The sequence below is a fragment of the Oceanobacter sp. 1_MG-2023 genome (genome assembly GCF_030689025.1).
Classification (GTDB): domain Bacteria; phylum Pseudomonadota; class Gammaproteobacteria; order Pseudomonadales; family Oceanobacteraceae; genus Oceanobacter.
In genome coordinates, this window is sequence record NZ_JAUYWA010000012.1 from 36,015 (window position 1) to 59,430 (window position 23,416).

Genomic DNA, 23,416 nt, shown 5'->3' on the forward strand with positions numbered 1-23,416 from the left:
TCCTCGTTATTCCAGGTCTATTACATTCGGTCCGGCTGCTAGTCTTGATGAGGTGCCTGAAAGCCGGATGACAAAAAAGGCACCAGCTTGTCGATCACGCCATCGATCCCGGTACTGACACCCAGATCATGCTGCGCCATGGCGGTCAAGGATTCCACCCCGGAGAGCGTAAACACCGTTGCCCCCAGCATAAAGTGAATACGCCAGAAACGCTCTTCATCGCTCAATTCAGGAGAGGCGGCAGTAACCAGCTGCATATAACGCTCAAATACCGCGCCGTACTGGTTACGCAAGAATTTGCGCAAGTGACCCTGTTCCTGCGAGTAAGCCAACCCCAGCAAGCGCATGAAAATACCCAGCCGCCGGGCGTTGCCACCTCCGGCAGCCATGGAAGTTTCAGCCAGCAGCCGCAACAGTGCCCCCAGTTCCGGAGACTTGCCCGCCAGGCCATGTTCATAACCTCTCAAGGCCTTGCCAAGGTCGTCGCAGAACGGCGTCAGAAAGCGGGCAAAAACGGCCTGGATCAACTCTTTTTTAGAGCCGAAGTGATAATTCACCGCTGCCAGGTTGACCCCGGCTCGCGTGGTAATATTCCGCAACGAGGTTTCTGCAAAACCTCGTTCAGAAAACAGCTCCTCAGCAGAATCCAGAATACTTTTAGCGGTGTCTTTTTGAGCCATCAGAGCCATATTCCCAGCCTACAAGTTGGTTTTAAACATACGTTTAAAACAACACCCATGCAAGATGAAGACAGCTAAGTCATTCATATCCAGTGGATATTCATTCAGGAATAACAGGCAACAGCGCCTGTATTGGCAGCGGTTAAAACACTGGGAGAGGAACGAGAGGAACAACACAAGCCCGGCTGACGGCCGCCGCGGGCTTGTTTATATCAGCCCGGTACCTGTTCGGCATCCTGGGCAGCCCAGAACTGTTTCTTGCGATAAATGGTCGAGGCGCTGATATCCAGCATCGCCGCAGCCTTGGGAATATTGCCGTGATAATGGTTTATGGCCCTTTCGATAATGCGCTTTTCTTCGAGCCATAACGGCAACACCGGGGCTTCAACCGCAACCGGGGCTGTTGCTGCTGTTATTGCTGGAACCACCTCGGGTATGGTCGCAGCACGGGGAGCTGGCGCTTTTTCCTGCTGCTGGAAAAAGTCGGGCAAATGCCCCGTTTCTATTTGTCGCCCCTGGTTCAGCACCACCATATTACGCAATACATTGGCCAGTTCCCGAACGTTGCCGGGCCAGCGATAACTCATCAAGCGCTCTTCAACACCGCGACTGATACTCTGGAAGGACTTGCCTTCATCTTCGTTAAACAGCCGCAAAAACGCGTTGGCTATACGTAAAATATCCTGTCCGCGTTCCCGCAATGGTGGCATATGGACCGGAATCACATTCAGCCGATAAAACAGATCCTCACGGAAACGTCCGGCCCGGACTTCAGTCAGGGGATCGCGATTGGTGGCGCAGACAAACCGCACATCAACCGTGACTTCCTGATTGGAGCCAACCGCCTGAAACGTCCCCAACTGGATAAACCGCAGCAACTTGCTCTGCAAGGACAGCGGCATTTCGCCAATTTCATCCAGAAACAGGGTGCCGCCATGCGCACGCTGGGCCGCGCCTTCACGGTTCTGGCTGGCACCGCTGAAAGCACCCTTGATATGCCCAAAGATCTCACTTTCCATAAGCTCCAACGGAATCGCCGCGCAGTTCAGCGCGATAAACGGCTTCTTGCTGCGGGAGCTTTCCCTGTGCAGCGCTTCAGCGCACAGCTCCTTGCCGGTACCACTCTCTCCGGTAATAAACACCGTCGCCTTGCTGGATGCTGCACTTTCAATGATGCGATACACCGCCTGCATCGGAAGGGATGCTCCCACCATATTGTAGAAATGACTGCGGTCGAAGGTCTTTTCATAGGTCTCAACCAATGAGCTGAGCTGGACTGTTTTCAGTACCTGCTGCAAGGTGTGCTGCAAGCGGGTTTTATCAAACGGCTTGGTCAGAAAATCGTTGGCTCCCAGACGCATGGCATCAACCGCCACTTCCACGGTGCTGTGCGCGGTAATAATCACCACCGGCAACTGCTGATCCCGTTCACGCAGGGTTTTCAATACCTCCAGACCAGAGATATCCGGTAATTGCACATCCATAACCGCCAGCTGAAAACGATGACGATGCAGCGCATCGATGGCATCTGAGCCGGTATACACCACGGTGACGTCAAACAGATGTTCCAGATACGTCGCATAAACCATGGCCGTTGATTGACTGTCTTCGACCAATAGCAGCCTGGGCAGTGATATTGATTTGGTCATCCGTTGTCTCTCTATTCAGCCTATTCAGCAGCCATCGACTGCATGTAGTTGCGATAACATTCCAGCGTTTGCCGGACCAGTAACATCAGTTCCTGAGTCGCGCTGATTACCCGCGCAAAATCCGCTGCATTGCCATAACACAGCTGCTCCAGCTGTTGCGCTGCCTGTTGCAGCGCCAGAGCACCAAACACCGCCGAACTGCTTTTCAGGGCATGGGCCTGACTCCCCAGTTCCTGCGGGTTATTGCTCTCCAGCGCGCGATCCAGATCGTCCATCCGCCGGGTCAGCTCGGCAATAAAGCTGTTCAGCATCCGTGGTAACGCCTGCAAAGATGTTTCGGCGGCCAGCTTTTCCAGCGTTGCCTTGTGCAGCAGTCGCGCGTCCAGCTCTGCCTGCGCCGCGGCCTGACGGGCCACACTGGCAGCATGACCCGGTGCATCGTCTGGCGCTGCCTCAGGCGGTGTATCGTGCAACTGTTGATGCTGATACACCTGTCGGTTGATAACGGCCAACAGGTTTTTGGTAAAAAAGGGTTTGCTGACAAAGTCATTCATGCCGGCGGCCAGGCACCGTTGCATTTCACTTTTCTCGGCATTGGCGGTCAAAGCAACTACGGGAATATGCTGATTTGTACCGGGGCAGGCCCTGAGCCGGGCCACTGCAGCAATGCCATTCATCACCGGCATATGCAAATCCATCAGCACAATATCGTAATGACCCACTTCCAGCGCCTGCAAGGCTTCAACACCGTTACAGGCATGATCGACCTGATAACCCGACTTGGTCAGTATTCCGCCCAGTACAATCCGGTTCGCTTCGATATCTTCCACAATCAGGATACGGTTATGGCTGCCCGTCACGGTCGCAGTCTGGCTGGGCGTTGCCGCTTCATCGCAGGCTTGCCCGCGCAGCAGACGTTCAATTTTCTGATATGACAGGGGTTTGTACAGCACGCTTTCCTGTTCAGAACAGGGGACAGATTGATCCTGCCCCAATCGGGTCAGCCGCACCTTGCTTATGGACAGCTGCTGATACCAGTCGAGTTCTTGTCCTGTGGCTGGCAGTTCGGCCTCATCGATCAATACCACCTCGGTCGACGTCGGCTGGCGCTCCTGCTGGCTGGCTTTGAAGTGCGCCAGGGAAGCAAACGCCGACAGGGCAACCTCCAGCGGTTGTACACACTCTTCAATTGCCTGCTGCAACGCCTCGTTGCCGGTAACCAGAATCACGCGGCGGAATTGCAAGGGTGGCGGTGTGGCCTGCCGGATCATTTCGAAGGAACGTAGCGGCACAGTAAAACGGAATACACTGCCCAGATTCGGGGTTGAGCTGACATCCACCGTGCCTCCCATCCAGACAACCAAACGTTTGACAATCGCCAACCCCAGGCCAATGCCTCCGGCGCGGGTATCCTCACGGGCATGGACCTGCTCAAACTCATGAAAAACATCTTTCAACTGGGCTGCCGGAATACCACGACCGGTATCATGGATGGATATCGCCAGGCACGATGTCTGCCCTGTGCCTGGCACCAGGGCGATTTTAAGGCGAATCAATCCTTTGTCGGTAAACTTGATGGCGTTATCCACCAGGTTTCGAATCACCTGGATCGTATGATCAACATCAAACTCTGCCCGACAGGGCACGCCGTTTTCGATCTGGCAAAACAGCTCAACCTGATCGGTATCGAGCTTGCTTTCCAGTGTGGTGAGCAAGCAGCTGGTCATATCGGCCAGATCAACCGTTGCATAATCCGTGTGCAAGTTGCCTGCTTCAATCCGGGAAAAATCCAGAATTTCATTAATCACCGCCAGCAAGCTGCTCCCGGCAGTATCGGCAATGGTCAATAAACGCCGCTGACTGGCCGATAAGGATTCCAGCTCCAGTAACTGCAAGATCCCCATCACGGCGTTGAGTGGCGAGCGTATTTCATGACTCATATGGGACAGGAAGCGGGACTTGGCCTGACTGGCGAGTTCTGCGGTTTCTTTCGCCGCTACCAACTGGGCCTGATTGTTTTTCTGCTCGGAGATATTGCGTACAAACGCCGTAAAATAGGTGTTTTTCTGGCTCTTGAAGATAACAGAAGAGACCTCGACCGGTATACGCTCCCCGGCCCGGGTCAGCATAACGGTTTCCCGTCGAGCCCCTTGCCCATAGTACTGTTTTGCACTTAACAAGGCTTTCCGTCGCGCCAGATGGCCATCGATCAGCTCTTCTGGCACCAGGGTCTCTTCCACTTTTTTACCAATGATATCCTCACGCCGCCAGCCAAAAATCAGCTCTGCCGCGCTACTGAATTCGATGATATTACCCTGCTTGTTCAGCGTAATCATGGCATCCAGGCTGGCCTCGTAAACGGCGGATTTGATCGCATCCTCTTCTCTCGCCTGGGCCAGCTTCTCCACCATGTCGTTAAACGACTGGACGGTAACGGCCAACTCATCCCGGCCATTCACCGGTAATGGCTCGACCATTTCTCCTTTCGACAGACGCTGGGCCTGCCGGGTCAGGTGCGACAAGGTGCGGGTCAGGTAACAGCCCAGAATCCATGAAACCAGCGCAACCATAAATAATTCGGCCAATGCGATCCCGATCAGCCGCGTTTTTGATTCACTAATCAGAAAACCCAGTCCGGTTGTTGATATGCCCAGCTGTATGGTGCCCAGATAAATATCCTCTTCGAACACCTGATAGTCGACATCCAACATGCCATCGTGAATATCGCCAAAATTAAGGTCGCGCTGAAAGTTCCAGTCATGCTTTTCAGGGACACCGGCACTGGCCAGAATACCGCGCTGATCGAGTATCCTGACGTATTCAATATTGCCCTGCGCCATCAGCTGATCGACCATCTCGTTCAGAGTGGCCAGATCGGTGGCGATCAGGGCATTTTCGACCTGGGTGCCAAACAGGCCAACGGTTTCTTGCGCTCGGGTTTCCAGCGCCTGCTGATTGGACAGGGTCAGGATCTGCATGGCCTGCCACACCAGCAAGATCAGAAAGACTGCTTCAATAGCCGCGACGCCAACAATGGTTTTCAGTTTCAAGGACATCGAGTGCTACCTGTCGGAAGGTTGAATATGTAACGCCCTGACATCATTCCAGTCGGCGTATTGGGCGGCGATAAAGCCTTCCATTCCCAAAGCCTCGAGGGTGGTGTCGATACCAGGTTCATGCGGCAATTCAGTAAACGCCGCCACCAGCCGTTGACGCAGTGCCGGTGACAACCGTGGATGAGCCGCAATGGCGTGAGGGGTATAACCGGGCGAGGTCCACAAGACCCTCAGCTGGTCCTTGATTGAGGTATCCAGCAGATTAAAGGTACGGATAATGCCGCCTCCCGCCGGGTAAAACCCTGCCGCAACGGCCTGATAAACCGCATCATGAGAGCCAACATACTGGCTGCCAAAATCGATGCCTTTCAGGCCCAGACTGGCCTGCGTCAGCAAAGTGGCGGCAAAGGCTCCCACCGATGGAAATGCCAGCGTCTGCCCGTGCAGTTCGTCCAGCCGGGTCAAGGTCGACGCCTGGTTTACAACAATAATGCCCTTGATCTGCCTGTTCTGTACCCGCACCAGGGGCACATAACCCGGGTCATCGGCAAACACCGTCAGGTGATACGGACTCATATACGCAATGTCGTACAGGCCATCGCGCACACGTTGCTCAAAGGCCGGGATATTGGGTGCCGTGGCGAAGCGTATTGCCACCCCTGTCTCGTCACTGATGACGCGCAGCAAGGGCGTCCATTCCCGCAACATTCTGGTCACCGCTTGTTGCGGCACCACACCGAATGTCAGCGTTGCTATCTGTGTCTGTGTCTGTGTCTCTGCCGCTGCAGCGGTGACCACCGGAGCCTCTGAAGCCGCTGCCGTCGCCGTTAACAGGGTCATGCCGGCCGCCACTGCCATCGTTACGCCGGTCAACAGCCATATCACTCCCACGCGTAACCATTGTTTCATCATGACTTGTTGCCTCATCAAGGTTGTTTGTCCGGCAATGTCTGACCCAAAACACTCACCTACTGATTGTGTTGCTATAAACCACAAGCCAATCGTTCTCTCCGACCTGCCGTGCCCCTCGCCATCAAGGGCGCCCTTCCACACCATCGGGTGGTGTGCTGATCCAGACATCCGACGCCGCCGCTGGCAGTGTGACCCGAAACGGCGGCTCAAATGGTTCCAGAGCATTCATTGCCGGGTCATCCGCACTGGCAACCGATTCAGCTGCCCGCAAAGGCAGGGTTGGTTTGCAGGTCAGCTCAGCGGGACTCAGCAATGATTCCAGCAGCGACTCCAGCTCGGCCTGCTCCAGGGCAGACAAGGCCAGCTGGCTCAGCTGGTCTTTCAAGACAAGATACGCCAGGGTTTCGACCAACCCGGATTCGTTCAACTCCGAGGGAGTTTCACAACAAATTGTGCCCAGCCCATCACTGTCAAAAGGCGGAGCAATCAGCACGCCCAGCGTGGCAAAGGTCTGGTCGTACAAATCCCCGACCAGAGGCGCTACCTGATCAATCAGATTAAACTGGTCGGTAGTCCCCGCAGGGCACGAACAATTCAGGTCAAGACTGGTCGGGTCCAGCGGATCGGTGAGCAATGGCGTCACATTCAGCAGGCACCCGGTGTATGCCGGGACACTCATGTCTTCCACCGTCAGCTCCTCGCAGGGCAACCCGGTCACAACGCTCTGGGAGTGCCAGCGCGATTGCACGTCGTCCAGATCAAAGTCACATTGCTCCGGACTCTCCCGATACAAAAAACCCGGCAAACCATCGCTGCCTGGCCCCACCGCATAATTCGCTCCGCCTTGCAGGGCGTTCAGATAGCTGACATTACCGCTCCGGTTCAAGCGGGATGCTCCCTGGCTGTCGGTCAGTTCATCACTGACACTTTTGATACACGGATCACCCTGACAGCTGGCGCTATCGAAATACACCGCTTCCCGGCTGGAGAACCGATCATCCCGGATGCCAATCAGCACCCGCCCCAACGGATCGGTGCTACGGTCGATATAGGCCAGCAAGGGCGCTTCGTGCTCATCATAGGCCACAGGCTCTCCCAGCAGCCGGCCTTGCTGGTCCAGTACCTTGGGGGTCATGTTCTGTTGCTGCACCTTGTGTTTGAACAACGCATCACGAATTGCTACCAGCCCCACCAGAGACCCTAATATCAAAATAGTCGTAATTAGCAGTAATTCCATGGTAATCACGAATCCTTGCTGCCGTTTTGGCGATGCCTGACTCATAACGCCCTCCATCATCAGGTGTATTGAGAGTGGTAGAATCAAAGCGAAACGCCCAATTCCTGAAACAACCGGTATATTTTGTGAACAGCAGGAAAGACCACCAGCACCCCAAACACAGGAAAGGCCACCAGTAACATCGGGAACAATGACACCAGGCTGCGGCGGGCAATCAGCTTGCGCACCCATTGCTGCTGACGAGTACTCATGGACTCCGCAAACGCCCGCAGGCTTTCACACAAGGGAACCCCCATGCGACTGCCCATCTGCACCAGGGCGGCCAGCCGTTCGATTTCAAGGCAGGGCAAACGGAACCGGAGCGCATCAAAGGCATCGTCCTGCGAGACTCCCAATTCAATTTCCCGCATCACCAGCCCCAGCTCCATCACCAGCACATCATCCTTGCGATGACACACATCGATGCTGGTTTTCAGCGCCTGCGGCAAGCTCACTCCCGCCGCCAGATAGGCAGCCAGCATGTCGATAAAAAACGGCAGTCGCTGCCGTACTTCGGCAACACGCTGGCCCCGCAACAACAACAAAACCAGTAACGGCAAGCTGGTCGCCAGCATGCCCACCAGCAAGGCCAGCGGCCACACCAGACCAAACTCGTTCAGGGTCAGTAAAAACGTCAGCGGCATCAGAATCAGACTCGACGGCACAAACCAGAGTGCAACGCCATCCGGGGACAGCCCGGCTTGCCGTACCAGTTTGCGCGGGGCGATCCAGTGGTTGGTGTACAGCAGTGAATGATCGGCATCCAGCCTGGCCCTGCCTTGTAGCGGCAGCCCCCAGATCACCATCGCGCCCAGCAGGATGGTGACCAGCAGTCCCAGTAATAACGCATCAATCAGATTCATGGACGTCATAGACTTTGCCTCGCCAGGTAACGTAGCCAGAAGAACCCCAGCAGCTGGGTCAGTACCGCCAGTACCACCAGTGTTGGCCCTTTCGGATGCTCAACAATCAGGGTCAGCCAGGTTGGATCTTTCCACTGGAAAACCAGAATCAACAGGTAGGGAAACAAGCCGATAAAAACCGATGCCGACAGCAGGCTGGACAGCCCGGTGCGGATTTCGGCACGGGTATCCAGTCGCCGCTTGAGCAGGTTGCGTACCGATCGAATCAGGGTTAGCGGGTCGCCGCCGGTGTTCCAGCTGGAGTCAACTGCCGCCGTAAACGCCCGCACCCCTTCATTGGGGTAACGCTGGTTCAGCAAACTGAAGGACTGATCGGCACTGAGTCCGCCATCCAGACGATGCAGAACCCGCTGCATTTCCAGACGAAACGCCCCTTTGGATGAGTGGGCCACCGTCCGCAAACCGTCGGTGATGGGCACCCCCACCATCAGCGATGCCGACATCAATTCCATGGCTTCGTACAGTTGTTGTTCAAACCGGTTCTGTTGGAACGCCAGGCCATCTTTCATAACAATGACCGCCAGCATAACCACACCAGTGGCGGCACCGGTGGCGGCCAGATAATGCGTCGGAAACAGCGTCAGCATCGCCAGCAGTACCGCAGCAGCCACCAGAAACACACCGGTCCCCAGCAGCAGCACGCCAAAACGAATACCAAGCGTGCTCAAGCGCTGGTTCATGCGGTGCTGCCAGCGATGAAAACCGGAACGCTGTTCCGTCGCACCGATTGTCAGACAGGATTCCGACCAGGCCCGGTCACGCAGAAAGAAGAACAGCCCGCCGGAGATCAGACTGACCAGTGCCGCCAACAATACGCCCAGATAATCAATCATTGCCTCACCTCTGCTAACTCCTCGGCCCATAGGTCGATGTCGTTTCATAAGTCGTTTTATTGATCGTGGCGGACGCCGCCTGAAAGCGGATTTCCAGTTCGGTACGAGTATCCGACTGGGTCAGGGTGGCAATGCTGGCGATACGCCGATGACCATCGGCATCCCGCTGCAGATGAACGATCACATCGATCGCTGACGCGATCATTTGCTGGATCATGGCCGGAGGCATCGTCGGCAGGCTTTTCAGTGCCAGATATTCAAACCGGTTAAGCACATCTCTAGGGCTGTTGGCATGCACGGTGGTCATGCTGCCATCGTGGCCGACGTTCATGGCCTGCAGCATGTCGAACACTTCATCCCCTCGCACCTCACCGACAATGATGCGGTCTGCCCGCATCCGTAACGCCGTTTTGAGCAAGTCAGTCAGGCGGATAACACCAAGCCCTTCACCATTTCCCAGCCGGGATTCAAGCGTCACGACATGGGGGTGATCCAGCGTCAGTTCCTGGGTTTCTTCAATGGTGATAATCCGTTCGGTCAAGGGAATCTGGCCCGACAACACATTCAGCAGACTGGTCTTGCCCGCCGAAGAGCCTCCGGCAATCACCATGTTTGCGCCCTGGCAGATAGCATCCGATAAATAGGCCCACATCGCCGGGGTCATAAAGTCTCGTTCGATCAGGTCGTCCGACGTCAGCGGTGTCAGCCGGAAACGACGAATGGAGATCACCGGGCCACGGGGAGACGGCGGCGCAATCACGGCATTCAGGCGGCTGCCATCGCTCAGCCGGGCATCCACAATCGGGTTGCCCATATCAATATGCCGCCCCTGCTGGCTCAGAATCCGGTTCAGAAAGCGCAACAAATGGTCATTGCCATCAAAAGCGACACTGGTGCGCTCCAGACGGCCGTTGCGATCAACCCAGATATCGTTATAGCCGTTGATCAGAATGTCGGATATCCGTGGGTCCAGCATCAGCTCGGTAATTGGCCCCAGCCCCTGGATTTCATCGGCCACGGTGCCCAATAACTGGCTGCGCACCCCGTCCGCCAATGCACGGCCATGGCTTGCCAGCAAGTCATCCAGATGCTCTTGCAGATGTCGAATCAGGGCCACCCGATCCACCACCGAGTGTTCGGACACACCTTCCAGCCCTTCCAGCACCCGCCGATGCAGTCGGCGGCGCAGGTGGCTGTATTCTTCCGATGCCAGTGGAATCAGCGCTTCATCCATCCTCTCGGCCTGGGTCATAAGGACACCTCCATCTCCAGGCTCATTTGCAGATACTGGTAGCAAACGGGGTGGTATGACAGCCCGGTCAGACGGCCTCTGGAGGCCCGATGATCCGGCTTGATCGCCAATGCCTGGCTGTAATGGCTGCACGCCAGATCCGGATGGGATTGTGCTTCCTGTACCAGCCCTTGCAGATACTGAATGCGCCAGGCTGGAGACCCCAACCGACCGGCCTGTTCCAATAATTGCTCGGCCTGCACATAATCACCCGACACATAGCGGACGGCGGCCAGACCTTCCCTGATTTCCGGGTAATCCGGGGATTGCATCAACGCTTCTTCCAACAGGCTGCCTGCCAACCGCAAGTTGCCTTGCTCCAGTGCAATCCGGCTGCGAAGCAGACGGGCCTCCGGCCGCGGACTGGGCAGCCAGACCAGCTGATCCAGCAGTTCCTGGGCAGCATTAACATCACCAACGCGGTAGTGCATCACCGCCGCCGCCATCCGGATACGTTCATGATAAGGGTGCAGCAACACCAGCTCATCCAGCGCACGCAGGTGGCGCAAACAGTCACGGACACCCGAGCGCTGGCTTGATGGATCCACACAACCGCTACTGAAATCCTCCGATGACTGCAAGGCAGCCAACTGCCGGGTCAGGGCTTCTTCCGGGGCATAATCGGTTTGGGACTCAGGAGACATGGACGCACACCCTGTCAGCAATAATCCCACCAAGGCCAGCTTCAGAGTTGTTATAACAGGCGTTGCAGGCTTCATGGTCGTGCCTCCCCGGAGATAGAAGAATGATGATTCAACGGCATGGGGTTGACTGCCCATTGCAGCAATTCACTGCTGTCGGCAAATTCCCACAAGGCCGTCTGATGCAAAGGCTCCCGTACAATGGTCGGCGTCACCACAATCACCAGTTCACGGTCGCGATAGCTGGACACATCGGAACTGAACAGCTTGCCCAGGAATGGAATCTGCGACAGGAACGGCAACGACTGGTTACTCTCGGACTGATCCCGCGATACCAGGCCACCCAATATCAGTGGCTGGCCATCACGCAGCCGGGTTGACGTATTGATACTGCGGACATCAAAGGCCGTGGTGTCCAGTGTCGAACCGGTACTGTCGGTAATGTGCTGGGACAGCGCAGTATCCGGCGTGGAGACACTGGGGTTCAGCTGCAAGGCGATATGATCGGTCTCATCGATCACCGCACTGACAGTGAGCTCGATACCGTATGACTTGAACTCGGTACTGCTTAACAGCGCGTCACCCAGTGCACTGCTATCGGTACTTTGACCAAAGTTCGTGTAGGTCGTCCGGATTGGAACTTCCCCACCCACCTGAATGGTACCGGTGTCTCCGGACATCAAGGTGATTGTTGGTTTCGACAAGGTGCGGGAAATGCCTTCTGATTCCAGCATCGAAAACAGCGCATTTAACGACGCCTGTTGCCCGGCGATCTGCAACTGCCCGGACAAGGCCCCGTTAAAAATATTCAGCGCGGTCTCCAGACTGTCGTTGCCCAGAGCCGTCGACGTATCGGCGGCATTGGAGCTCAGACCAATGCCCGGCTGCCACTCTTTCAGACGACTGAGACTGACCTCATACATCTGCACCGAGACCCGTAACTGGGGAATGTCTTTCACCCGGATCATCGACAGCACCCGGCCACCGGCAATGGACAGTACATTGGCCCGCGACAGCTCGGCCGTTGTTGCCTGAACAATGCCCTGATTGGTGCCACCCTGGGGCGACGACACCACACGACCCGCTTCGTCGGCATAAATCTGAATCAGGCTGTTGAGCAAGATTTCATCCTCATCCGGGCGAATAAACAGACGCGACACCACCGCCAATACCCGCGACAGCTCAGCCTGTGTTTGTACTTCGCCCTCCAGCATCAAGGTATCGTCCTCGCCATTAAAACGGGCCTGCTGCCGAATGCGCCGCACCCTGACGGAATCCGTGCCGATTTCCTTCAGGGCACGGCCAATACGATCTTCAATTTTCTCCGCCTGATGACGGACACGGATCAGGTTGATCAGCGGTAACGAGTTCTGGTAGATATCGGCCAACGGCGCATCGCTCACCAACCCCTGGTTAACCAGCCCACCCTGACGCTGCAAATAACGGGATACCGCCCGCTCGGCGGTGTCTTTCTGATGCTGATAACCCACACTGCCACTGAGCAGCAAGACCTGGCGGTCCGGTGCCGCTTCGATACGAATATTGGCGTCGATATTTTTTAATGCAGTCTCCAGAAACGACAGATCGGCCGTGACACTCAACATATAGGCATGGCTGCTGCCATCCACGAACCACACCATCATGCTGGTCTTGCCGACGTCTTTGGCCAACACCAGCAATTCTTTTTCATTCAGTACATCGATCTCGGCGATCGACTCCTGCCCTACCGCAACGCGGCGCAATTCCCGGTTAAAGACAAAACGAACATGTGTCCAGCGCATCAATTCATCGATTTTTTCCGAACGCTCACCATTGGCCTGCTCAATGTAATTCAGTGGGTTGCTGGTATCGGCCATCGCAGGTAATGACACCAGTACCAAGGTCGCCAGCAGCGAAAAAAAGTATTTCATGACATAGCTCCTGGCTGCCTGAGTGAACGACAGGAATCGCCGCCCTGATACAGTTCAATCCGGCGATAATGGGAATGTTGAGGCGGATAATCGTGATAATCCCCCGTCCGCAGCGGCCGGCCCTGAATACTGATCTGGATGCGACGGATGCCGAAGGTCGACAGGTACTGGTACACCGCCAGCGCCCGCTGATAAGCCAGCTTGCGGTTATAAAGTTCATCACCACGTATATCGGTTGTCGCCAGAATCAGAATGGCTTCATCACGGTTTTTATTAAGCTTGGCCCAGGCCAGCAGGTGCTCAACTTCTGCGGCTTTTACTTCTGCCTTATCGGTATCGAATGCGTTGTAACCCAGATAAACCAGACGCTGGATATCCACCGCGGTTGCCTGTGACGGACTGGCTTCATCCGGTAAATGCACCGAGCAATAAATCATCGGCGTTGTGACCGCATCCTGATCCAGCCGGGTTTCACAGACCTGAAAGCCGTTTTCCCGGCGGCAGTCCAGCTCATGCGGTGGCGTAAACACCTGCTCACGATGCCCTGTTGCAGGTACCGTAACCGGGTAAGTAGCAGGGTAAGACGTCTCACCGGCGGCGTTGACAGGCATAATGACAGACAAGACACCCAGTCCGATCACGATCATCTGTTGAATAAAGTTCGGCACATCAACCCCCTTCTGTTGAATGTAGTCAGAGGGTGTTTGCAGGACGCATACCAACTAGAATTTTAAATTTTTACCTTAAAATTCAACAACTTATAATTATCGAAATACAACCGCACAGCGATTACTCAAATTGCATTGCAAAATGCGAAACCAGCCAGAGCGAATCGCAATATGCGGACGGGCAAGAACAGACAAGAATAGTCGCGCATAAACGGCTGGAGGCAACCCCAGGAGGGAGCACGAAGATCGAACAGCAAAGTTCGGCGCCACAGACCGTAACGAGGATAAAAACAGAGACAGAGACAGAGACAGAGACAGAGACAGAGACAGAGACAGAGACAGAGACAGAGACAGAGACAGAGACAGGATAAACTCTGATCGGCAAGGGCAAGGGCAAGGGCAAGGGCAAGGAACAAACGCCGCTGCCCACTCACCACTCAGGCAAAAACAGTAAAACCGGAGTCTGGCTCCGGCCTAGCGATGAACAATGACAGTTTTTTTCGTCAGCCCGGAATAAACATCAATCGTATGATTCTGCGGTGCTGTCGGCATCCAGACAGCCTGGGTGGCCACCTCTGCCGTCGCCGGATTATGCAGCACCAGACTGACGGTATCCGAATTATTGATCGCCGCCAGCGGATACACCTCTTCCGGCAAGATCGAAATCACCAGCGTGGTATCTCCCTGATACGACAAATGATTGCCCGATTTACCCGCACTTGCCCGCAGCGCTTTCATGGAACCGACCATACGAATATTACTGGCCGCCTTACGCACGCCCTGGGCATTCTTGACCAGCACATCAAAACGGTCTGCAGACTGTATTTGCGAAACCGGGATGGAACCGTGGCTGACGGTCAAGGTATATAAAACACGATTATCCGCCAGTCGTTCCGATAACGTCGGGATATCCGGAGCCGCAAGCTCACCAAAATAAAAAGGCATGCCCGCTTGTTTAGCCACCTTGAGCACCTTGCCGACCACCAGACTGGCATCCAGCGCCTGTCGATCCGTTTTTTCAATTTCGCGCATCGTCAGTGTGTTTTCAGTCACCAGGGTACCGGCGGTCAAGGTCTGGTTAGCCACCAGCACCGTGTGGTAATTCATCTTGTCGATCTGACGATATCCCAGCACCGCGGTCAGCAACGCTGAAATAGAAAATACCGTCAAACCAACAATGGCACTGCCGTTTAATCTGCGTTTCATGATCCATTCCTCCGTAACCACTGAACGAATAAAGGTTCTGACCCATTGGTCAGAACCTGATCAGGCGATCAAGGAGCAGTCAAGGTCCCTGCAACAGCAGCAGAACTGGCACCCAGACTGGCAGCCGTTGCACCACCTTCCAGTGCGGTGGAGGTGACGAAGGTAAACTCGGTATTGTCCCCGGCAATCACATCTGGCGCGTCGCCATAAACCGACCCTTCGACAGCGGCGGTACTTTCGCCATTCACCAGACCATTAAATGCGTAGGTCTGATCCAGGCTGCCAATGGCTTCCGCAACGTCTTCCATTTCTGCTGTCAGTGCATCGCGCATGGTCACCAGACCCACTGTCAAACCGACCACCATGGTAGTCACCAGCAGCACCAGCTCCGAGGTCATAACGAAACCACCCTGTCTGGTTTTATGCGCCGTAATTGAAGTTGTCATAATGTAATCCTCATTGCATTTTAGGTATTTTATAGGCTGTAAAAACGTTCAAGCATTTCATTGTTAACCCCTTGTTTACTCTGCTCTAGCCAGTCGTTAACCGGGGTTACATGGGTATTGCAGCCGTTGTGCCAATTTTTGAAATACCCTTTCCAGCGGCGTATCCGGCGATACAAAAACACCATATTTGCCAGCCAAATAAACATAAAAACCCTTTATTAATGCGGGTTACAGCGATGCCGGAATATTTTATAAAATATCCTGGCCTGCACCAGAAACCCTGAATATCAGCTCAATAACAAAACGTAATGCCTCTCAATACCTGACTTTGCCATGGCATGACGTTTTTTGATTCGCAAAATGAAAAGTAATTTGGGAATCAGAAACAGCCCAGTGCCGGAACCTCGCAGGCAACCGATCCGGAAAAGATCAACTACTGTGGGTTTACACAGTGTTTTTTACTGTATATATTCACATCTACTGTACAGATAAACAGATATGGAAACCCTATGATCAAGCTCACCGCCAGACAGCAGCAGGTACTCAACCTGATCAAATCCGCACTGGAAGAAACCGGTTTTCCACCCACTCGTGCAGAAATCGCCAAGGAACTGGGATTCAAATCCCCCAACGCCGCAGAAGAACATCTCAAGGCACTGGCACGCAAAGGCGCAATCGCCATCATGCCCGGTGCCTCCCGGGGTATCCGGATTATCGGCACGGAACCGGAAGGCCTGCCAGTCGTTGGCCGCGTGGCTGCCGGTGAGCCGATCCTTGCCCAGGAACATATCGAGGAATATTGCAGCTTGCCCGCCAATTTCTTCAAGCCAAGTGCCGATTATCTGCTGGAAGTACAAGGCGACAGCATGAAAAACGTCGGGATTTTTAATGGCGACCTGATTGCGGTACACAAGTGTGAAAGCGCCCGTAACGGTCAGATTGTGGTGGCCCGGGTCGAAAACGAAGTCACCGTCAAACGCCTGGAAAAAAATCGTAACAAGGTGCTGTTACACGCCGAAAACGACGCCTACCGACCGATCGAAGTCGATTTGCGTCAGCAGGAATTCAATATCGAAGGTTTGTATGTCGGAGTCATCCGCCGTAATCACTAATCAATCCGCCCAGACAAGACAGCCAGTATCGGTCAGTAGTCATTCACGAGGTTTTGTATGCGCCAACTCAGCTTGCCAGTCGATCGTCAGCCCGTATTGCCGTTTACGAGTATCAACCCGATAACAAGCAAGCCACACGCCTGTGGCAGCCTGACCGAAGTGATTGTCTCTGATGACAGCGCGATCCAGCCGATGCAGCTATTACCCATGCTGGCGCATTGTAATGCCAGTGACCGCTGGCTGATGTGGCTCAGCCCGAACCGGACGCTGAACAAACGATCACTGGCTGATATGAATCTCGACAAGGCACCGGTTATTCATATCGATCTCCAGGCAGATACCCAACAACTGTTGTGCCAACGCATTCTCAACAGTGGTAATAGTCACCTGATTATTGAATGGCAAGGGAATATCAGCCAGCGTGAACGTCGCCGCTTGCATAGTCTGGCACGGCAGAGTGGCAGCCATGTCGTACTGGTACAGGTCCGCCCAAACCTCTGACATACATATAACAGTCACGCATAAAAAACGGGTAGCCAGGCTACCCGTTTTTTCATTACCCAGCGAAGCGTTTAATGCAGCGGATAGCTGTGTTCTTCAACATCAAAGTCATCATCCACATCCATGCCCGACAGCTCGCTGACCTTACGGACACCGGCTTCCAACATCACACGTGCAACATCCATATGGTGCTCACTCAAGCTGGCTTTGGCATCCTCTGAAAAGTGGATTCGCATTAATGCATCACCGTCTTGCTCATCGGCCCGACGTAATGCAACATCCCCATTGGAAAGCTCAATAATCTCGAAAAAGCGTGCCATATATCGTCTCATAAAAAGTGACTGATCAGTCTAACACAGATGCGACAAACACACGCAGGGCAGAATTTCAGGATTCGCGCTGATTGGCTCGTTGCTCATCGATAAGCTGATGAAAGCAGGCCAGCCAACCGGACACATCCTCTCCATCCCCCGACACCGGATCGTCGGCCGTCGAGGTAATCAGGCGCGTCGCCAACATTGGCTCCACGCCTGATAGCGCTGGCCAACCCAGCTGCTCCACCGCTTGCAAAAAACGGTAAAACCAGCTGAACACGTCTTCGGACAACGCCTGCCACTGGCGCATATCACCCGTCACCAGAGACGTTTGCTGCAACAATTGTGGCAGCGATTCCACTCGGCTGTTCACACCGGCTGCCTGTGCCAACTCATTCAGATAACACCGATAAGCGGCCAGCAGCTGCAACAGCGCTGCATCATTTAACCCCTGAGTCAAAGCCTGACCCTGGTTCGCCTCCGCGGCTGCAGGTAATTGCTCCAGCAGCAGCCGGCATTGATACAGGCGCTGATTGGTCTGGCCAACCCAGTTCATGGCGGCCACGGATCAGAAGTCCAGTGTCAGGCCCAAATGCCAGCCATCACCCAACTTGTAGCGTTCATCCATATGTTCGACGCGGATACCATTATAACGATAACCAGCATAGACACGGGCGGAAGGAATCACCGCATACTGGGCACGAAAATCACTGTTGATCAGGTTTTCGGCATCACCAAAAGAGACAACCGCAGGCGCATAATAGGCGTAAGCGGCGAAACTGACATCCGGATGAGTTGGAATGGCAGCACGGAAAAAGCCACCAACACCCAGAGCTGCGCCATCGTAGTGATCACTTTCAAAAGCAAAGGCCTTGGCACCCACTCCGATATACAGATTACCGTGCGGCTTGCGCAAATCGACAACATGTACACCGGCACCCAGCATATTACCATCGTCCATATCGTGCAGGGCCGACAGGTTCATATGCAAGCCTGAGCTTGCCTGCGTACCATCATAAGCAATACGGACAGCATCATTGGCGAGACTGAGATCCAGAGCGCCACCCGCCTGGGCACTCATTGCCAGGCATGACAGTGCAGAAGCAGCCATAACCCGACGAACAGCCAGAGTCATTCCTTTCATAATTCCCCCAAAAACAGTAAACCCCGGCCAGCAGAACTGCGGCCGGGGCATCAAATAACAAGTGCGGGCATATTAGCAGTGCCCGGCAATCGGTAACATGCACAGATTACAAAAACTGACGCTAATTTGAAGCAGTTCGCCACCCGCCAACACGGGTGGCGCACGCGCTTTACTTCATCAGATCCAGCAGCAGTTTGTTCAGTTTACCTACGTATTCCGCCGGATTTTTCAACTGGCTGCCTTCGGCCAACTGCGCCTGGGCATGGATCAGACCAGCCAGTTCAGCAAAACGGTCTTCATCCTGTTCATGATCCAGACGCTCGATCAGCGGATGCGTCGGGTTGATTTCCAGCGTAATCTCCGGCTCTGGCATCGACTGACCAGCGGCTTCCAGCATGCGCCGCATATGGCCACCCATATCAAACTGGCCGACCACCAGACAGGCGGGAGAATCGGTCAACCGTGAGGTGACTCGTACATCCTTGACATCCGGCAGTACTTTTTCCAACCGCTCAGTCAGGCTTTTATGGCTTTCCTGCAGGGTTTCCTGTTGTTTCTTTTCATCTTCATCAGCGAGTTCATCAAGGTCCAGCTCACCTTTGGTGATGTCCTGGAATGACTTGCCATCAAAGGCATTCAGATGACCAATCATCCACTCATCCACACGATCGGTCAGCAACAGGACTTCGATACCTTTTTTGCGAAAATATTCGATGTGTGGGCTACCCATGGCAGCCGCGTGGGATTCGGCGGTGATGTAGTAGATTTTTGTCTGGCCTTCATGCATACGCGCGACATAATCCGCCAGGCTAACGGTCTGGGCTTCGCCTTCGCTGGTCGAAGTGGCAAAGCGGAACAAGGCGGCAATTTTTTCCTTGTTGCCATTGTCTTCCGCTGGGCCTTCTTTTAATACGTCACCAAATTCGTTCCAGAAGGTCTGGTATTTTTCGCTGTCGTTTTTCGCCAGTTTGGTCAAGGTATCGAGGATACGTTTGACCAGTGCCGAACGCATGCTGTCGACCTGCTTGTCTTGTTGCAGGATCTCACGAGAGACGTTCAGTGACAGGTCGTTGGAGTCCAGCACCCCTTTTACAAAACGCAGGTACAGCGGCAGGAACTGCTCGGCATCGTCCATAATAAAGACGCGTTGCACATACAGCTTCAGGCCCCGGGCACTGTCGCGGTTCCACATGTCGAACGGTGCCTTGGAGGGAATATACAGCAGGCTGGTGTAATCCAGTTTGCCTTCCACCCTGTTGTGCATCCAGGTCAGTGGCTCATTCCAGTCATGGGAAATATGCTTGTAGAACTCCTGATACTCTTCATCCGTCAATTCTGAACGGGAGCGGGTCCACATGGCTTTGGCCTGGTTAACCGCTTCAGGTGCCTTGCTGGCTTCGCTGTCTTCAGCCTCGTCATCGGCACTGATTTCTGGTGGCAAGAAAACCGGTACCGCAATATGGTCAGAATACTTTTTGATCAGTGAGCGCAGACGGTAGTTATCAGCAAACTCAGCTTCATCGGCTTTCAGATGCAGGATGATTTTTGTACCGCGTTCAGGCTTATCGATTGGCTCCAGCGAGAAATCGCCTTCACCGGCGGATTCCCACCGAACCCCCTGGTCCGCTGCTTCTCCGGCACGACGGGTTTCCACCACGACATTGTCGGCCACAATAAAGGCAGAGTAGAAACCGACACCAAACTGGCCGATCAGCTGGGAATCCTGTTTTTGATCACCAGTCAGGTTGCCAAGAAACTCGGCAGTACCTGATTTGGCAATGGTACCCAGATGATTGATAACATCATCCCGGTTCATACCAATGCCGTTATCGGTAATGGTCAGGGTGCGCGCATCGGCATCAAAATCGATATGCACCGCCAGTTCACTCTGGCCTTCAAACAGAGCGTCGTTTTGTAACGCTTCAAAACGCAATTTGTCGCAAGCATCCGACGCATTGGAAATCAATTCACGCAGGAAAATTTCCTTGTTGGAATACAAGGAGTGAATCATCAAATGCAACAGTTGTTTTACTTCGGTTTTAAAACCAAGCGTTTCTTTGCTAGCTACGGTCATGCCTGTCTCCTGTCTCAGTACACCCGCGGTGTACTCCGTTACCTGTATCAAAAAACCGGCGACCACTCACAATACGGGTGGTCGCTACATGTCATGGCTACAAGGTGGGGACAGCCCATCGCTTTTCAAGCCCAAAGAGACATCTATCAACGCCAGTGTCAGAAAATACCATGCCAACAGGCGATATACAGGCAGTTCAGTGCTTACAAATCGTACAGATCCGGGGTGACAGGTGTTGTGATTTCCGTATTTTCAAGGTTTCTACTCCCTCACCAAAACGCTCTCCTCGAGGCGGAAACCAGCACTGCAATTGTTGTAACCGGTCTTCCAGTCCGTCGTCATCAGCCAGTGCGGTCACAATAGCAGCAGAACGAATCCCGCTGGCAGCAACCGGCTGAATCGTCTCGGTGGTAATACCACCAATACAGGTCAGGGCAACCGCATCACTGCGTCGCACCCAACGGCTCAAGGTATCGCACCCCAGCGGAGGATACTTGAGTGTTTTGGAAAGTGGCTTGAACACCGGGCCAAAAGCAATATACGACGGCTGATAACGCAACGCGTGAAGTATTTCCCACTCGCTATGAGTACTGATCCCCAGCATCAATCCCGCTTCGGACAGGGCCACCAGGTCGGCTTCCAACAAATCTTCCTGCCCCAGATGTACCCCATCGGCCTTCAGTTCCAGTGCCAGTTGCCAGTCGTCATTGATAAACAGTGGCACACCGGCATGGCGACATAACCGAATGGCTTCCCAGGTTTCGTCACGATAGTCCGGGCCAGGGTTTTTGACCCGCCATTGCAGGCTGTCGATCCCCAGTTTCAGCAACCGCCGTAAATGTGCCAGATTATCAACCAGGCCATACAGTCCCAGGCTATGTGGTAACGCCGGGAAGGTTCGGGAAAAAAACATCCGGTCAGATGTCAATGAAGCACTGCTGGTAAGCGGTAACAGTTCCAGCCCCAGCTGGGCGAAGGCGAGCTGACGCACATCCGCGGCGTGCAGCTGATGATAGCCAGAAGCACGCTGGCTGGACGCCGCCAGGCTGGCCAGGGTATTCGCCACCGCCAGCATCACACTGTCATAACGACGTAATCCGGAAGCCAGTCCGGCAGCCAGAGCCGCAGCCAGATGACAACCGGTGCCATGGGCTGACCAGGGCAAGCGGTAATGCATCAACATAAATGACGGTGCCAGTCGCTGCTCCGGGTCCAGCGCCTGGATATCGATGCCCGCCGCGGCTTCCTGTTCGCTGTCCGGGCCGATATACCAGTCAACCAGAATATTTTCTCCCTGACGGCAGTGTTGTCCCTCATCGCTTTTCAAGTCCAGTTGCAGCGCCGTAATACCTGTCACCAGAACGGCCCCGGCACCAGCCGACAACAGGGTCTGGGCGGCCGTAAAAATCCCCTGCCGATGAATATCCGAATCACCGGTCAGCCGTAATAACTCCGTTACATTGGGCGTAATCACATCGGTCAGCTTCAATAACCCGGCGTATTCATCCAGGCAATGCCAACTGGCCAGACCGCCTCCGGTTGCCCCCAGCACCGGGTCCCAGATAATCGGAACCCCACGCTGTTTCAGCAGTTGTAGCCGTTGTAACAGCCAACGGAACAACTCCGGGTCGGGGGGAATCCAGCCCAGGCGAACCGCCTGGGGCCAGCCATCATCCTGTAATGCCACCCATTGGGCATCCAGCATTGATTGCGTCACCGGCTCAACCGCCTGTACGCCGCGGCTGCTTTGCGCGGTGATCGCAATCACCAGGGTGGCACAATCCACCCCCATGGCTTGTGCCATCGACACATCGGCCTGCATACCCGCTCCTGCCGAACAGTCAGACGCTGTAATTGACCAGATTCTGGCGCGTTCGGACGGTGCCTTGGGTGTGCCGCAATAACATTCTGAAAAAAGCGTTGTCACGCGTCGTTTACCTCCTTGAAAACGTTGTGTATTAAGAACTTGTCTGGTGCCAGAAAGGCAACCCGAGCAGCGGCGTTGACGGGCTGGCTTGCGGTCGCTCGGTCATTAACCCGGCTTCGTAGGCCATACGCCCACCGGAAACAGCCGCAGCAAACGCAGAAGCCATGGCCACTGGCTGCTCTGCCTGGGCCACGGCGGTATTCAGCAGCACGGCATCAAAGCCCAGCTCCATGGCCTGCATTGCCTGGGATGGTTTCCCCAGCCCGGCATCAATCACCATAAAGGCTTCCGGCAAACGTTGCCGCAAACGTTTCAGCCCTTCCGGATTTTGTAGACCACAGCCACTGCCAATAGGTGCCCCCCAAGGCATGATGCCAACACAACCGGCATCCAGTAAGCGCTGACACAGCACCAGATCTTCGGTGCAATACGGTAATACCTTGAAGCCCTGGGAAACCAGCTCGCGGGCGGCTTCCAGCAGCTCAAACGGATCGGGCTGGAGAGTATAGTCATCTCCCATCACTTCCAGCTTGATCCAGGATGTGGCAAACAATTCACGGGCCAGCGTTGCCATCAGAATCGCTTCTCTGGCAGTAAAACACCCGGCCGTGTTTGGTAATAACCGGGCACCCGTCCGACTGGTCGTTTCTTTCAGCAAGGCCCAGTGACCGTTATCTTCAATATTGCGAGCCGTCTGGCGACGTAATGCCACCGTCACAAAGCCGGGGCTGGCAGCGGTGATCGCTTCGGCCATCAGGTCTGGCGAAGGGTATAATGAACTGCCCAGCCACAATCGTCCGGCAATGTCCTCTTCGGCCAGTGTTACCGTCTGTTTTACTGTTGGTACGATCAT

The 23,416-nt window shown here is 54.6% G+C and carries 21 protein-coding genes; 2 read left to right on the forward strand and 19 right to left on the reverse strand.

The genetic code is table 11. The features are described from left to right. Positions 1-38: 38 nt before the first annotated feature. From Q8W22_RS09665 to Q8W22_RS09725, 13 genes are all read right to left on the reverse strand, one after another. Positions 39-689 carry a TetR/AcrR family transcriptional regulator gene (locus tag Q8W22_RS09665; protein ID WP_368501365.1) on the reverse strand — a complete coding sequence of 217 codons (651 nt, stop codon included), beginning with the start codon at positions 687-689 and terminating at the stop codon, positions 39-41. 203 nt (positions 690-892) lie between these two features. Then, positions 893-2,329: a sigma-54 dependent transcriptional regulator gene (locus Q8W22_RS09670; RefSeq protein WP_305452244.1), complete on the reverse strand. Its 1,437-nt coding sequence runs from the start codon at positions 2,327-2,329 to the stop codon at positions 893-895. Between the two features lie 20 nt (positions 2,330-2,349). Further along, positions 2,350-5,385, reverse strand: coding sequence for a response regulator (locus Q8W22_RS09675; protein WP_305452245.1), 3,036 nt, complete (start codon positions 5,383-5,385; stop codon positions 2,350-2,352). A 6-nt stretch (positions 5,386-5,391) separates the two neighbouring features. Next, positions 5,392-6,297 carry a PhnD/SsuA/transferrin family substrate-binding protein gene (locus tag Q8W22_RS09680; RefSeq protein WP_305452248.1) on the reverse strand — a complete coding sequence of 302 codons (906 nt, stop codon included), beginning with the start codon at positions 6,295-6,297 and terminating at the stop codon, positions 5,392-5,394. A 121-nt stretch (positions 6,298-6,418) separates the two neighbouring features. Beyond that, positions 6,419-7,579: a hypothetical protein gene (locus tag Q8W22_RS09685; RefSeq protein WP_305415313.1), complete on the reverse strand. Its 1,161-nt coding sequence runs from the start codon at positions 7,577-7,579 to the stop codon at positions 6,419-6,421. A 38-nt stretch (positions 7,580-7,617) separates the two neighbouring features. Continuing rightward, positions 7,618-8,445, reverse strand: coding sequence for a type II secretion system F family protein (locus tag Q8W22_RS09690; protein WP_303431968.1), 828 nt, complete (start codon positions 8,443-8,445; stop codon positions 7,618-7,620). Continuing rightward, the gene (locus Q8W22_RS09695) at positions 8,442-9,329 is read right to left on the reverse strand and encodes a type II secretion system F family protein (protein ID WP_305415316.1); all 888 of its coding nucleotides are present in this window, start codon (positions 9,327-9,329) and stop codon (positions 8,442-8,444) included. Before Q8W22_RS09695 ends, Q8W22_RS09690 begins: the two co-directional genes overlap by 4 nt. A 13-nt stretch (positions 9,330-9,342) precedes the next feature. Further along, positions 9,343-10,581 (reverse strand): CpaF family protein, encoded by a 1,239-nt coding sequence (locus tag Q8W22_RS09700; protein WP_303431966.1) that lies wholly within the window; start codon positions 10,579-10,581, stop codon positions 9,343-9,345. Then, positions 10,578-11,264, reverse strand: coding sequence for a M48 family metallopeptidase (locus Q8W22_RS09705; protein WP_305415320.1), 687 nt, complete (start codon positions 11,262-11,264; stop codon positions 10,578-10,580). The genes Q8W22_RS09700 and Q8W22_RS09705 overlap by 4 nt, the downstream gene beginning before the upstream one ends. Before the next feature lie 71 nt (positions 11,265-11,335). Continuing rightward, on the reverse strand, positions 11,336-13,171 hold the full coding sequence (locus Q8W22_RS09710; protein ID WP_305452250.1) for a pilus assembly protein N-terminal domain-containing protein: 1,836 nt from the start codon (positions 13,169-13,171) through the stop codon (positions 11,336-11,338). Next, positions 13,168-13,839 (reverse strand): OmpA family protein, encoded by a 672-nt coding sequence (locus Q8W22_RS09715; RefSeq protein ID WP_305452252.1) that lies wholly within the window; start codon positions 13,837-13,839, stop codon positions 13,168-13,170. Before Q8W22_RS09715 ends, Q8W22_RS09710 begins: the two co-directional genes overlap by 4 nt. A gap of 474 nt (positions 13,840-14,313) precedes the next feature. After that, entirely contained in the window at positions 14,314-15,045 is a 732-nt protein-coding gene (locus tag Q8W22_RS09720) for an SAF domain-containing protein (RefSeq protein ID WP_303431962.1), read from the reverse strand. 68 nt (positions 15,046-15,113) lie between these two features. Further along, on the reverse strand, positions 15,114-15,491 hold the full coding sequence (locus Q8W22_RS09725; protein WP_305452253.1) for a hypothetical protein: 378 nt from the start codon (positions 15,489-15,491) through the stop codon (positions 15,114-15,116). 509 nt (positions 15,492-16,000) lie between these two features. Here Q8W22_RS09725 and lexA point away from each other — a divergent pair. Continuing rightward, positions 16,001-16,603 carry a transcriptional repressor LexA gene (gene lexA / locus Q8W22_RS09730; RefSeq protein WP_303431960.1) on the forward strand — a complete coding sequence of 201 codons (603 nt, stop codon included), beginning with the start codon at positions 16,001-16,003 and terminating at the stop codon, positions 16,601-16,603. Positions 16,604-16,660: 57 nt separating this feature from the next. Continuing rightward, a complete protein-coding gene (locus tag Q8W22_RS09735) occupies positions 16,661-17,104 on the forward strand; it encodes a cell division inhibitor SulA (protein ID WP_303431959.1) in 444 nt (147 codons plus the stop codon). Between the two features lie 71 nt (positions 17,105-17,175). On the opposite strand, the gene Q8W22_RS09740 is transcribed toward Q8W22_RS09735, so the two are convergent. From Q8W22_RS09740 to Q8W22_RS09765, 6 genes are all read right to left on the reverse strand, one after another. Then, a complete protein-coding gene (locus tag Q8W22_RS09740) occupies positions 17,176-17,424 on the reverse strand; it encodes a hypothetical protein (protein ID WP_303431958.1) in 249 nt (82 codons plus the stop codon). Between the two features lie 67 nt (positions 17,425-17,491). Then, positions 17,492-17,974: a DUF6586 family protein gene (locus tag Q8W22_RS09745; protein WP_368501369.1), complete on the reverse strand. Its 483-nt coding sequence runs from the start codon at positions 17,972-17,974 to the stop codon at positions 17,492-17,494. A gap of 12 nt (positions 17,975-17,986) precedes the next feature. Continuing rightward, positions 17,987-18,562 carry a YfaZ family outer membrane protein gene (locus tag Q8W22_RS09750; RefSeq protein WP_303431956.1) on the reverse strand — a complete coding sequence of 192 codons (576 nt, stop codon included), beginning with the start codon at positions 18,560-18,562 and terminating at the stop codon, positions 17,987-17,989. A gap of 169 nt (positions 18,563-18,731) precedes the next feature. Then, entirely contained in the window at positions 18,732-20,636 is a 1,905-nt protein-coding gene (gene htpG, locus Q8W22_RS09755) for a molecular chaperone HtpG (RefSeq protein ID WP_305452255.1), read from the reverse strand. Between the two features lie 196 nt (positions 20,637-20,832). Further along, entirely contained in the window at positions 20,833-22,563 is a 1,731-nt protein-coding gene (locus Q8W22_RS09760) for a thiamine phosphate synthase (protein ID WP_305452257.1), read from the reverse strand. A gap of 31 nt (positions 22,564-22,594) precedes the next feature. Next, positions 22,595-23,416, reverse strand: a complete 822-nt coding sequence (locus Q8W22_RS09765; protein WP_303431953.1) for a thiazole synthase — start codon at positions 23,414-23,416, stop codon at positions 22,595-22,597.

Excerpts from the sequence above, each read along its gene's own strand:
- Q8W22_RS09665 (WP_368501365.1), bottom strand. The coding sequence starts at position 689 with ATGGCTCTGATGGCTCAAAAAGACACCGCTAAAAGTATTCTGGATTCT.
- Q8W22_RS09670 (WP_305452244.1), bottom strand. The coding sequence starts at position 2,329 with ATGACCAAATCAATATCACTGCCCAGGCTGCTATTGGTCGAAGACAGT.
- Q8W22_RS09675 (WP_305452245.1), bottom strand. The coding sequence starts at position 5,385 with ATGTCCTTGAAACTGAAAACCATTGTTGGCGTCGCGGCTATTGAAGCA.
- Q8W22_RS09680 (WP_305452248.1), bottom strand. The coding sequence starts at position 6,297 with ATGATGAAACAATGGTTACGCGTGGGAGTGATATGGCTGTTGACCGGC.
- Q8W22_RS09685 (WP_305415313.1), bottom strand. The coding sequence starts at position 7,579 with ATGAGTCAGGCATCGCCAAAACGGCAGCAAGGATTCGTGATTACCATG.
- Q8W22_RS09690 (WP_303431968.1), bottom strand. The coding sequence starts at position 8,445 with ATGACGTCCATGAATCTGATTGATGCGTTATTACTGGGACTGCTGGTC.
- Q8W22_RS09695 (WP_305415316.1), bottom strand. The coding sequence starts at position 9,329 with ATGATTGATTATCTGGGCGTATTGTTGGCGGCACTGGTCAGTCTGATC.
- Q8W22_RS09700 (WP_303431966.1), bottom strand. The coding sequence starts at position 10,581 with ATGACCCAGGCCGAGAGGATGGATGAAGCGCTGATTCCACTGGCATCG.
- Q8W22_RS09705 (WP_305415320.1), bottom strand. The coding sequence starts at position 11,264 with ATGTCTCCTGAGTCCCAAACCGATTATGCCCCGGAAGAAGCCCTGACC.
- Q8W22_RS09710 (WP_305452250.1), bottom strand. The coding sequence starts at position 13,171 with ATGAAATACTTTTTTTCGCTGCTGGCGACCTTGGTACTGGTGTCATTA.
- Q8W22_RS09720 (WP_303431962.1), bottom strand. The coding sequence starts at position 15,045 with ATGAAACGCAGATTAAACGGCAGTGCCATTGTTGGTTTGACGGTATTT.
- Q8W22_RS09725 (WP_305452253.1), bottom strand. The coding sequence starts at position 15,491 with ATGACAACTTCAATTACGGCGCATAAAACCAGACAGGGTGGTTTCGTT.
- lexA (WP_303431960.1), top strand. The coding sequence starts at position 16,001 with ATGATCAAGCTCACCGCCAGACAGCAGCAGGTACTCAACCTGATCAAA.
- Q8W22_RS09735 (WP_303431959.1), top strand. The coding sequence starts at position 16,661 with ATGCGCCAACTCAGCTTGCCAGTCGATCGTCAGCCCGTATTGCCGTTT.
- Q8W22_RS09740 (WP_303431958.1), bottom strand. The coding sequence starts at position 17,424 with ATGGCACGCTTTTTCGAGATTATTGAGCTTTCCAATGGGGATGTTGCA.
- Q8W22_RS09745 (WP_368501369.1), bottom strand. The coding sequence starts at position 17,974 with ATGAACTGGGTTGGCCAGACCAATCAGCGCCTGTATCAATGCCGGCTG.
- Q8W22_RS09750 (WP_303431956.1), bottom strand. The coding sequence starts at position 18,562 with ATGAAAGGAATGACTCTGGCTGTTCGTCGGGTTATGGCTGCTTCTGCA.
- htpG (WP_305452255.1), bottom strand. The coding sequence starts at position 20,636 with ATGACCGTAGCTAGCAAAGAAACGCTTGGTTTTAAAACCGAAGTAAAA.
- Q8W22_RS09765 (WP_303431953.1), bottom strand. The coding sequence starts at position 23,416 with ATGATCGTACCAACAGTAAAACAGACGGTAACACTGGCCGAAGAGGAC.